The following is an 11,671-nucleotide window of genomic DNA, read 5'->3' on the forward strand; positions in this document are numbered from 1 at the left end:
CTTCACGCACTGGCGTTGGGTCACGACCGCCTGGTGAGCAGGATGACAAGAGCCCGGTGACAGGAGACTGTCACGCCGGGATCTGTGGGAGCCGGAGGGTGAAACTCCCTCCGGCTACCCGACCCTGCCGTGTACGCCCCCGGCGGCACCTCGCCGAACGTGTACGTACCGTCCGCCGCCGTTCGAGGCAAATCAGAGCCTGTTGCCGAACTTCGCCGTTAATTCCCCGGCTAACGCCTCTGGAACCTGACCACCAAAGTTGGGTGCTACGTAGTGCACCAATGCATCTTCAACACCCAGGAATGGGCCATTCCTTTCTCGCCAGCTGCCCGAGTCATCCTCAATCGGCGCACCCTGCACTACTGCAATCCCAAGGTGGCGATCAGCCCAAATTCCCCAGCGTGCCGATAAACCCGACAAAGCGATCATATTAGCAGAGTGAATGACGGCGCCGGTGATATCGCCCTCCGGCTCTTCATTCAAGGCATCCCAATAGCGATCTTCATTCGATTCCACGGGCAGCGAGAATGCCGGATACATTCTATACTCGGGGATATAGTAGGACGCTGCGTTCGGCTCGATCACGAGAAGGTCGACGACCGAGTCACCGTGCACGGCAGCCAACTCCGTCAGCGCAGGCCAAAAATCAGCAGCGAACAGCGCCTCATACTCGCAGAACAACGCGAACTTAGACGGCATCAGAAACACCATTCCTGGTAGCCGAGCGTCAAGATCAAAGGTAGTAGCAACACTCCGCCGAATGCTCTCGAATTCGGCGATATTTGACGCCAGATTTTTTTTCAATTCAACCGCCCAGCCTAATCTTCAGAGTCGCCCTCCTGGAGCCAGCTGGCGTAAACTCCGCAGTCCACCCATCATAAGTCCTGGCATTACCTCGAAGTGCGTATTTGGCACCGCCCTTCTGGAAGATCTGGACACTTCCGTCCTTTGACACCGACCTGCTCCAACCATTCGAGATCAATGTGTCGGCGAACTCCTCAGGCCCAACGTCCGTAAGCCTATTCGCGATGCGACTATTCGGGTCGGTGATATCTTCGTACTTCGCAACGGAACGCCCACATCCATCATTATGGACCAAAACTGGTGTGTTGCCAGCGAGCACATAGTACGTGTGAAGTTGGCTGACGGTGAGGTTGAGCATTTCGTGTCGCTCGGTCCGGTTTCTAACAGCCGCGACCTGAGCGGTTCGTCCATCGCCCGTTCGCAACAGGTCACCGGGGCGCAGCGCGCCTGCGCTAGTCCATTCGCGAGTAGTTACGTCCCAGAACAGATGGTTAGTTGTGGTGTAAAGAATTGTCAGCCAGCCGCCTGCGCCGAAAACCGTGACATCGGTTAGATCGGTGTCCTGATTCGCGTGAAGCTGGGTGACTTCCTCGCCTGTGGTGCCCCCGGCGGACGGATCCGATGCGAGGACCTTATCACCCACTTTGACGTCCTTGATGGCCTTGGTACTACCGTCAGCCATTAGAACTAGAGTGTCTGGGTCGAAGCTGTTACGGCAACCTTTCGGCCGCAACATGCCCGGCGTGCCGGCGAAGCGGTTGGTGCCAACCATTAAGGGCACAGCCATGCCCATTTCGATTAGCGCCTGCTGCCAGCTCATTCGGCCGTCGTGATTGGACTTTCGGATCTGTTCGGCTGCGGCTCGATCCTGGTCTACGGCGGTATAGAAGCTGCCGTTGCTGTCGTTGCATGCAGCAACCTGAGAACAGGCAACTACAATTTCGGTAAGCAGAGCCCAGAGGCGAACTACTGCATCAGCGCTATTTTCAGCGGCTACCAAACGTCCTTGATCGCGATTGCTGTCCAGAATGGCAGCAAGCTGAACAACATCGAACTTCGCTTTGGGCAGGCGATAGCCGTTTAGGTAATAGTTGCCAGATGCGTCACGGGTTACCGTTGTGCCGTTCTTTCCCGAGAACACAGGAAAGCGGGCTGGCTTGCCGTTTGAGTCCCTTGCGGTGCAGTCGTCGTCGGGGCAGCCATATTTGCCCCAGCCGGGATCATCGGAGGCAGTGTTGGTTGTATGGGGATGGTCGACTTCCCATTGAGCGTCCTCCGGGCTGAGGCCGCTCGGGTCGGACAACGTGACCGGCGAGTTGTTGGCATATGCGTAGCCGTTCCATTGCTGGGGATCAGCAAGGTCCTGGATTGGGTCGACGGAAACAAAGCGTCCGATGGCGGGGTCGTAGGCACGGACGCCGACCATGGTAAGGCCGGTATCTGGGCTGGTCGGCTTGTCGAGGAAGCCGTGGTTGTCGGGGTAGAGGGCGGCGGCACCCCGGGGCGCCCCGTATGGGGTGTACTGACGCCAGGTTGGGGTCTGGGCGGTGTTATCGAGGTAGAGGCTGGGAGTGCCTTGCGGGTCGGGGAGGGCGAAGGTGTAGTTACTTCCGCTCCCGGTGCGGATGCAGGTGCCTCCACCGGGCAGGGCGTAATAGCGCGTGCCGCTGACGGTGTTGAATTTGGTGTCGAGGGTGAGTTGCTGCCCGGGCAGGTAGAGGATCGTCTGTCCAGGGTCTTTCTGCAGCAGCAGCGCGCCGTCGCTGTCGTATACATAGGAGCTATTGCCGGCGGCCCCGCCCGTGATGCCAGTGAGCCTTCCCGCGTCGTCCCAGGCCAAGTTTTGGTTGCCCTTGCCCGCGCTGCGGGTGACCGTATTGCCGGCCGGATCGTAGCTGTAGGACGTTGAGCCGCTGGCACCTCCGGTCGTGGCGGTGGAGGTCAGGGTGTGTGGCTGGTTACGGCTCGCGCCGTCGTAGGTGTAGTTGGTAGTCGTATCGGTGCCGCCAGCGAGGTTGTGCTCTACCTGCTGCTTCCGGTTTCCCAGCAGGTCCAGTTGCCAGCTGGTCCAGTAGGCGCTGCCGTCACCGAGTGCGTTTCCGACCATCGAGCTGTTGCCGCCCGTTGGGGTGGCTGCGCAGTCGTCGGTCGCCGTCCATGCCTGAGTGAGCCGGGCGAGTTTGTCGTACTCGTAGCATTGGGTTTCGGCTGGGGTGGCAGCGCCGAGCCGGGTGCTTGTCTTCTTGATGACGTTGCCGGCCAGGTCGTAGCGGTAGGCCTGCTCGTCGACGTTCTTCGGGTCCGTGGCGTGGGTCACCAGCTGTTTGGTGAGCCGACTGTCGTGGTCGTCGAAGGTGTTGGTGACGTACGCAAGGCCGGGTGTGCCGCCGATGGTTTGTTGGTTGACGCGGCCGTAGGCGTCGTAGGAGACGTTCTGGGTGTAGCCGGAGAGGCCGCCAAGTGTTGTGGGTAGGTTCAGCGCGCCACCGGCGTAGCCGTGCAGGACCGTCTCTGCCGGTAGGTTGCCCTTGTTCGGGTAGCCGTCCTTCAACGGCAGGCCGAGGTTTGAGGTGTAGGTGTGGGTGAAGGCGTACGACCCGCCGAGGAGCCCTTCCGTGTCGGGGATAGTGACGGTGACTCCGAGCGAGTTGCCGAAGACATTGAAGCCCTTTTGCTGCGTGATGTAGGGCTGTCCGCCGGAGTAGGAGGTGGCGGTGGTCAGCCGGCCGATCGGGTAGGTCACGCCGGGGACGTTATTGGTGTTGTCGTAGACCCATGAGGCGGACTGGTTCGCCGCTGACTGGGATCCGACGGGCGCGAAGAAGGCTCCGGTTTTCCGGTTGAGCTTGTCGTAGGTGTACGAGACGGTCTTGCCGCGGGCGTCGGTTGACTGCAGGAGGTTGCCGTTGCCGTCGTACGCCATCGTGGTATTGCCGGTGTCCGGGTCGGCCTTGCTGGTTACCTGGCCGAGCAGGTTGTACGTCGAGGTCCAGGTGTTGGAGCCGGCGTCGGTGAGGGTGGCTTGGTTGCCGTGCCCGTCGTAGCCGTACCTGGTGACCGCCGTGGTGCCACCCGTTACCGAGAGAACCCCGGTGAAGGTATCCGCTGGAGTATTCACTGTCGGCGCGGCGGTGTACTCCTGGAGTTCCGTGGCGCGGCCCAGCGGGTCGGTGACGCTGGTCTTGGTCACCCCGCCGGTCGGTGGGATGACCGTTGTCCGGTCGCCGTTGTAGACGGTGGTCGTGGTGGAAACGGGCAGACCGTTCCGGGCCTTGACGGTGATGACCGATCGACCGAGCCCGTCGTAAGTGGGGAATGTCTGGTTCGGCACGGCCTTCTTGAGGTCCGGCGCGGAGACCAGGGTGGTGTTCGGCGTGCTCCCGTCGTCCCACCAGCCGTTGTACGTCGCGGCGACCCAACCGCGGCTGTCGTAGAACGTGTCGCTGATCATCCGGCCGTTCTGCGGGGTGATCGACTGAGTCTGCCGGGGCCGCAACATGGCGTCATAGATGGTGGTGTAGTCGTCGTGGCCCAGCGAGTCATTCAGCTTCAAGGTAGTAACTGCAGTCGCACCGGTCTTCAGAAGCTGGTAGCTGAACCGGTAGTCCGCCGTCGCGCTGGTTGGACGGGAGTTCAGCCACACCGACGTCGCTCGGCCGAGTGCGTCGTATTCCTGAATCGCGGCCACACCGTTCGCGTCGGTGGAGGTCCGCGTTTTACCGCGTTTGGGATTGATGCTGGCGGACGCGGTGTGCCCGAGTGGGTTGGTCGCGGTAGCGCCAGTGACCAGCCCGACGCTGTTCGTCTCGTACTTGGTCGAGGTCATGTTGCCGTTGCCGTCGTAGGCCTCGATGGGCCGTCCGTAGGAGTCGAACTTCGCCCGACCGGTGGTCTGGTAGATGTAGGCCCCGCCGGTCCAGTCGACCGCATCCCGGCTCATTGTGACCAGGCCTCTGGTCGGGGTGCTTGCCTGCGGGAAGGTGGTCGAGAAGGTCTCGTCGTCGTAGTAGGTGCGCTGGTCGGACACCACCTGGGCGGGCCGGTTGACGCTGGCGGGCGCGGTCAGGGTGTTGATGCTGCCTGGCATTGACGCTGGCCTGCCCTGGATGAATCCACCGCAGGCCACCGAAACGGATTCCGTCTCACTGATCAGGCCAATCAGGTTCTTGCTGGCGTTCCCTGGGGCGTAGTTGTAGGTGGTGCACTGGTCGTAGGCCGAATCGACTGGCACCGTGTGCGTGTATGACCGTTGGACCAGGCCGAAGGTGGGGCTACCGATGTTTGCGTCGTACGACTGGTCGGCCTCGGTGTACCGCCAGGTCGTTGCGCCGCTGCCAGTGATCGCCTGCCGGGAGTAGGTCTTGACCGGCGCCACTACATGCGAGGTCAGGTCCGCGACGCCGGTCCGGTCCCGAGTCGCGGTTGCCGCCGACACCCAGTAGGACGTGATCGCCGAGTTGTCAACGGGGCCACCCTCGCCCAGATATACCGTCGCCTCCAACTCCCTGCCAGCCAACTGGTCGAGATCCTCATGTTCACCGCCGGCGGAATCGGTGATGTTGACAACCGTGGCATTGTTGTTCTTGGACATTCCGCGGTAGTAGGTTGCCTCGGACATGGTTCGCCGGTCGTTGACCCCGTCCCCGGTGAACGCCCTGGCACGGGCGTAGCCGCGGAACTGGCCATACGTTCGATGCTTGGCCTTGACCACCTCGTTGTCGTCAAAATGCCAGGCCGCACCGCCGAGATACTCGTAACTGGTAGACGTCGCAGGCGCGCCGCCGGTCGGGTCAGTCTGGGTGACTCGGGTAACCGCGTACTTGTTGAACCAGTCTCGGAACGGCTCTGTGTATGCGGCCGGATTCCAGTACACCGGGTAACACGAAGACGTGTTCGTGGCCGGGTTGAGGGTCACCGGGGCGGTGCAGGGTTTAGGCCGTTCATAGCTCGCGGTGATGACCGAGCCGGTTTCGGTGGTAACGGTCTCGATCCGCTGCCGATACAGGGCCGGCAGGCCATCGGTCACGCCGTCGACCCGGTTCTGCAGCTTGATTCCGTTGAACGAGACCGATGGAAGGGTGATGGGGGACGCGGAACCGCCCGCTGCGGTGTCAGAGCCGGTCCGAGCGATCGACGACAGCCACAACGTTGGGGAGGTGCCGTCCCCGGTCGCCGGCATGGTTTGGCTCAGGGCGTACGAGTCCACCGCCTCGTACGACGAGGTCGTGGTCGAGTATTGCCGGGTGACGATCGACGTCAGCCGGACGGTGGAGAAGAACGACGGGCTCCACGTCTGGCAGTCGGTTCCCCGGGCACAAATCAGATCGAAGGGCACGTCCGGCCAGTTGGCCTTGTTCGCCGCGTTCAGCGGCTGACAGGTTCCCGAGAGGCAGCGGTCACCGACGTTGAAGACCACCTGGTTCGGAACGGTGCCGTAGGCGTTGCCGTCGGTGAAGCCGTAGTCGATCCGGTCGAGGTAGCTGTCCCGGACGTAGGAGACGTCGGTAGTGCCCTTGTTGCGGCCGTAGTAGTTGGTGTTCTGCTTGTAGTAGTAGGCCATGGCGTTGCCGTGGACGTCTTTGACGTAGTCGAGGTTCCACCGGTATGCCATGGTGCAGACGGACGACGAAAAGCCAGCCGAGTCGAAGCAGGGATCTCCGGAGTGTGCCGAGTAGACGTCTACCGTGTCGACCGAGTGGGTCTCCGCTTTGCCGGACGTCCAGCCCGGCAGCCTGTTCCGGCCAAACTCGTAGGTCGAGCCGTTCCGGAGCGTCACCCGCCAGTAGTCGGTGTTGTAGGTGCCACTGCCGTTACCGGAGTTCGTTACCCGGGTGATTACCTCGCCGTTGTCGTGTTCCGGCTTCCAGACGTGCTTCGTGTTGTCCCACACCAGGGCTGTTGACGAGCCGTTCAGTGACAACGTCAGCACCGGTCCGCCATAACAGCGGTCGGTCGTCTTTACCGGCGACGGCGATCCTTCGGGGTTGTCCTCGCAGGACGTGAACGTCTGCTCGACGTAGGAGTGCGGAGTCGACCAACCGTCACCGACCCAGGATGCCTGTGCCTGAGTGGAGGCGGTCTGCCCGTCCACGCTGCCCGAGTCGTAGGACAGCGACACGGCCGGCGCCAGACTCGACGCGGCGGGTGGGATGTTGATCCCGTAGGAGTAGGTGAAGGAGCCTGTGCTGCCACCGCCGGACCACGAGCCGGAAGGGTTCAGGTCGGTCGCCTCGTATGTGCCGCCGCTACTACCCGTTCCGGCGACAGCGGCCAGCACCGTCGCTCCGCCAGCGCTCTGCCCGGGGGCGGTCAGCGGAACGTCCGCCGATACGGTCTCGCCCACATTGTCGTTGGTCGACCTGAGCGGGTCGGGCGCCTGGCAGGATGCCAGCTTCGGGGTGGTGAGTGCGCATTCGGGCAGCCGCACTAGCTGTAGCCGGGAAGCGTAGTTACCTCCGTACGCCTCGGCGAACTGGGCGTAGTCCAAGCCGACCCGGACCGTACCTGAACCGGTGGCCGCCGCGGGTGTGACGCTCAGTAGGACGCCGTTGATACCGGCGGCCTCGGTGGTCGTGCGGTCGAGGATTCGGACCTTAAGCCGGTCCGGGCCGGTGTACCGGCCGTCCTTCGCCGCCACCGGTTGGGCCCATACCGGCATTCCCTTGGCGGCCGATTTGGCGCCGACGGCTGTGTGGGCCCCGGGCTGGGACAACTGGATGTCGGCGGTTGACGCCGCCGGCCAGGCGGCCTTGGTGGGTCGGTAGTTGTCCTTTGCCTGGTCCCGGGGCTTGATGAACTTGGCGACCACGGGTCGGACGCCTTTGACGGATCGTCCTGGTGAGGTCGGCGGTGGGCCGGGCTCGGTCGGCTTCGCGACGGCGGGTGGCACGTCCAGCATGGACGCCATCAGGGATATCGTCACGAGTGTCGCGACGGCGGAGACACGACGGGTTACGAGGCGGGCTTGCCGAGGGCTGACCATGCGGACCTCACGTTGATGCGAAGAGTAGATGAGGCCACGCACAGTGCTCATGCAAGCACTCCGTGGCGCAGACAATCTGTCATGGTGATCGTCGGTAGTGGATCACAGGATCGTAATGATCGTTGCACGTAAGATTTTCGATCTCCAAAGCGGCCGAAAGGGCCGGTCGGCCGGGTGACGGATTCGTCACAGCCGGCAGGTACCTGGCGGGACGAAAAGGGCACTGCGCGTACGAGGTGGACAACACTCCGCGTTGGCCGGGATTCCGGAGCGGCCTTCGCCCTGGTTAGCTGTCGGCGCCAAGGTCGCAGACCGCGCCCCCGAACGGAGAGCAGCACCAGATGCGTTCCAACGTTTTCCGTCCGAGATGGACGAAGCTGATGGCGGCGATGCTGCCCGCGGCCCTGCTAGCCACGACGGTGAGCACCGTGCACACATCGCCGGCCGCCGCCGCACCGCCACGTCTGATCTCGCCGGCACCCGCCTCGTCGGCCTTGACGATAGATCAGTCGATCGCCGAGGCCCGACGTACCGGCAAGGCCGTCGAGGCGACCGGGGCAAATACCGCGACCTCCACGTTGACGGCCAGCCCGGACGGCATCCTGACTTTGAAGCAGACGGCGTTCCCGACCCGTAAGCGGGTCAACGGCGCATGGGTCGACCTCGACGCCACCCTGCGCCGCAACGGCGACGGCTCCGTTTCGCCGGCCGTTTCGACCAATGATCTGAGACTCTCGGCCGGCGGCAACGGCCCGTTGGCGACGATGGCCCACGGCGGCAACGCGTTCGCGATGACGCTGCCGGTCGCGCTACCCGCGCCCAGCCTGACGGGCGACACCGCCACCTACGCCAACGTCCTTCCCGGTGTGGACCTGCTGGTCACCGCCGACGTCGAGGGCGGCTTCTCCCACGTCTTCGTGGTCAGGGACGCAACAGCCGCGGGAAATCCCGCGCTCAAGAAACTCACCTTCGCGACCCGTACTCCGGGCCTGACCCTGAAGGGCGACGCCGCAGGCAACATCAGCGGCAGCGACCGACTGGGGAACGTGGTACTGACTGCGCCGACGCCGGCGATGTGGGACTCGGCGGTAGCGACACCGCAGACAGCGACCGCCAGGGTCGCTGGTGTGGAATCCTCCACCCCACGAGGACCCGGATCGGGTGCGAACACGGTCAGCATCCCGACCACCGTCTCCTCGGCCACGATCGAACTGACGCCGAACCCGACGTTCCTGGCCGATCCGAAAACCGTGTATCCGGTCTACATCGACCCCACCTACAACTGGTCCTCGTACGGTGCGTCGAACAACGGGTGGGCGACGATCAGCCCGGACCACGCGACCACGAACTACTGGAAGAATACCCCCTCACCCGAGGGATTCATGCAGGTCGGCAACGTGGGTGAGATCCGTGCCTGGACTCTGGTCAACTTCCCGATCAACAGCGCTCTCCTGAAGACCGCGGCCATCAGCTCCGCCAGTTTCGACATCACCGAGATCTGGTCATACTCGTGCAGCCCGCGCGTTGTGAACGTCTACACCCCCGGCACAACCCTGACCTCGTCCAACGCAATCTGGAATTCCTGGAAAAACGTCGACCTCGGACCAGTCGTGGACTCCCAGAATGTCGCACACGGTTACAACTCCAGATGCCCGGCCAAGGGGGTGGGATTCGACGTTACATCGTCGATCAAAACGATCGTCGAGGCCAACAAAAAGACACAGACCTTTCTACTGGCCGCCGGAACTGCCGAATACGAGGGCTGGAAAAAATTCGACAAGCGAACGCCCAGCCTGACCGTCAAATACAACCACCGACCGAACACGCCGACCGGGATGAGCACCTCCCCGACGACGACCTGTGCCGCGCCGACGCCGAGCGCGGTGGGAGACGGCCCGGTGTCGCTGTACGCGCCGGTTTCCGACCCCAACGGCGGCGTCCTCGGCGTGTCGTTCAAGCTCTGGAAGACGTCGGATACCACCGAGACGCCTGTCAAGTCATCCGATCCGAATCTGCTGACCTACAGCTCCGGCAGCACAGCAGTCCTGGTGGTACCAGCGGCCACGTTGAAGGGCGCCTCCGGGGCTGCGGCCACGCAGTTTTCCTGGCGCGTGCAGGCCACCGACTTCAACCTGGCCAGCTACTGGTCAGCCACCTGCAGCTTCACCTTCGATCCCACCCGCACCGGCCCACCGGTGGTGACCCCACCCTCGGGCGACACCACGATCGGCACCGCGGCCACCTTCACGATCGCTCCCCCGGCCTCCGGCACGGTACCCACGAGCTACAGCTACCAACTCAACGCGGCTCCGCCGGCCACGGTCTCGGCGACCGGCGGCGCGGCGAGCATCAGCATCAACCCGACCCGCGCCACCAACACCCTCGCCGTGACCAGCCTGTCCGCCGGCGGCAACTTCGGCCAGACGGCAAGCGTCACCTTCAACTCCACCCCCGCCGCGACCGCTGCGGACGGTGACCTCACCGGCGACAACGTCTCGGACCTCCTTGCGGTGGGTGCCGCCAACGGGCTACCCGCCGGTGTCTGGGTAGCGGGTGGCAGGGGCGCGTCCGGCCTCAACCCCAACGCGGTGAACATCGGCGCGAACGGGAACGGCCTCACCGGAAACAACAAACCGGCCGACTTCACCGGCGCCACCATCATCACCGGCCACTTCCACGGGACCGGCCTGCAGGACGTGCTCGCCTACTATCCCTCCGGACCCAACGCCGGCGGCGGCGTCATCCTGCACGGCAACGGCGACGGCTCGGTCCTCCACACGGACAGCGACAACCGCACTGCGATCAGCGCCGGAGTGTTGTCCGACGCCGGCGGGGCTAACCCGCTCCAACTCGCCAACGCGGGCGACACCACCCACCGCGGCCTCAACTACCCTGACCTCATCGGCATCAGCGGTGACACCACCAACGGCTTCTCGCTGACCTACTACCCCAACAACGACTTCGTCGGCGGCTGGGCCCAGGTCGATCAACTGACCAGCGTCCTGACCCCCACCGGCGGCACCGACTGGAACAACTGGACCATCACCACGGCGCAGACCGCGAACGGCACGGCCATGTTCCTCCGCAACGCCCGCACCGGCGTGCTGCACCTGTGGACCAACCTGGCCTACGACATCGACAGCCAGACGCTGACCTACACCCCGTACACCCTGGCCAGCAACTGGAACACCAACACGGCCCTGCAGCTACGGGCCGGTGACATAAACGGCGACGGCACGGCCGACCTGTGGACCGTCGGAGCCGCTGCGACCGTCACGCCCTGGCTGGTGAGCAACCTAGCTGGTGGCAGCGGCACCATCGCCAAGCAGCCGGCCCAGGCGTTGGTCACCGCGACCTACTCATGGCCGCTGAACGGCCCGATCGATGGGCCAGTGGTTGCCACGGACACCACCGGCGGGAAGGTTCTGACCGCCACCGGCAACGCCGTGTGGCGTACCGGTGACCTGTTCAGCCCGAGCGTGATGCTCAACACCGACCCCACCGGCACTCTCTCCGACCGCAGCAGCGGCGCCAACCTGACCCACGACGCGGCCCTGATCGACACCACCCGCTCGTTCAGCGTCTCGGTGTGGGTTAAGCCGACCGACGCCGGTGGGGTCATCGTCTCCGAAGACGGCGCCCATTCCTCCCGGTTCATCCTGTGGAACGAGCAAGCAGACAACACCTGGCGTTTCGGCATGGCCACCGGGGACACCACCGCTTGGTCGTACGACCAGGTCATCACCCCCACCGGCGCCCAACTCGGGGTCTGGACCCACCTGACCGCCACCTACAACGCCGCCACCAACACCATGGCCCTCTACGTCGACGGCAAGCTGCGCGGTAGCGCGCGGCACAACGCCGCCGTCACCTGGCCTGCCACCG

General features: G+C 64.0%; 3 protein-coding genes. 1 reads left to right on the forward strand and 2 read right to left on the reverse strand.

Features of this window, described 5'->3' with window-relative positions; genetic code table 11:
• Positions 1-192 precede the first annotated feature (192 nt).
• Complete coding sequence (locus ACFOX0_RS33310; RefSeq protein WP_377553531.1) at positions 193-711, reverse strand: hypothetical protein; 519 nt, start codon at positions 709-711, stop codon at positions 193-195.
• A gap of 94 nt (positions 712-805) precedes the next feature.
• Positions 806-7,711, reverse strand: a complete 6,906-nt coding sequence (locus ACFOX0_RS33315; protein ID WP_377553533.1) for an RHS repeat-associated core domain-containing protein — start codon at positions 7,709-7,711, stop codon at positions 806-808.
• Between the two features lie 416 nt (positions 7,712-8,127).
• On the opposite strand from ACFOX0_RS33315, the gene ACFOX0_RS33320 reads away from it, so the two are divergent.
• On the forward strand, positions 8,128-11,671 hold a 3,544-nt coding region (locus tag ACFOX0_RS33320; protein ID WP_377553535.1), incomplete at its 3' end, for a LamG-like jellyroll fold domain-containing protein.

The organism is Micromonospora zhanjiangensis, assembly GCF_042650605.1.
GTDB lineage: Bacteria > Actinomycetota > Actinomycetes > Mycobacteriales > Micromonosporaceae > Micromonospora_J > Micromonospora_J zhanjiangensis.

Coding starts and splice junctions, on each gene's coding strand:
- ACFOX0_RS33310 (WP_377553531.1), bottom strand. CDS start 711: ATGGTGTTTCTGATGCCGTCTAAGTTCGCGTTGTTCTGCGAGTATGAG.
- ACFOX0_RS33315 (WP_377553533.1), bottom strand. CDS start 7,711: ATGGCGTCCATGCTGGACGTGCCACCCGCCGTCGCGAAGCCGACCGAG.